The sequence below is a fragment of the Citrobacter sp. Cc139 genome (assembly GCF_030334645.1).
In the GTDB taxonomy this organism is placed as follows: domain Bacteria; phylum Pseudomonadota; class Gammaproteobacteria; order Enterobacterales; family Enterobacteriaceae; genus Citrobacter; species Citrobacter werkmanii.
The window spans coordinates 1-281 of record NZ_JAOWDM010000014.1; the positions used below are offsets into that span (position 1 = coordinate 1).

1 tRNA gene and 1 rRNA gene are annotated in these 281 nt (G+C 54.8%); both read left to right on the forward strand.

Going from position 1 to position 281, the window contains the following annotated elements:
* The first annotated feature begins 86 nt into the window (after nt 1-86).
* Nucleotides 87-162 (forward strand) — tRNA-Thr (locus tag OGV69_RS00645).
* A 38-nt stretch (nt 163-200) separates the two neighbouring features.
* Nucleotides 201-281 (forward strand): 5S ribosomal RNA (gene rrf / locus OGV69_RS00650); the annotation flags it as partial.

A 281-nucleotide genomic window follows, 5' to 3' on the forward strand; every position in this document is an offset into this window, starting at 1 on the left:
CTCAGAAGTGAAACGCCGTAGCGCCGATGGTAGTGTGGGGTCTCCCCATGCGAGAGTAGGGAACTGCCAGGCATCAAATTTAGTGTGCTGATATGGCTCAGTTGGTAGAGCGCACCCTTGGTAAGGGTGAGGTCCCCAGTTCGACTCTGGGTATCAGCACCAGTTTTTCGGTTAAAGTTCGGCACTTAGAAAAGAATTTGTCTGGCGGCTGTAGCGCGGTGGTCCCACCTGACCCCATGCCGAACTCAGAAGTGAAACGCCGTAGCGCCGATGGTAGTGTG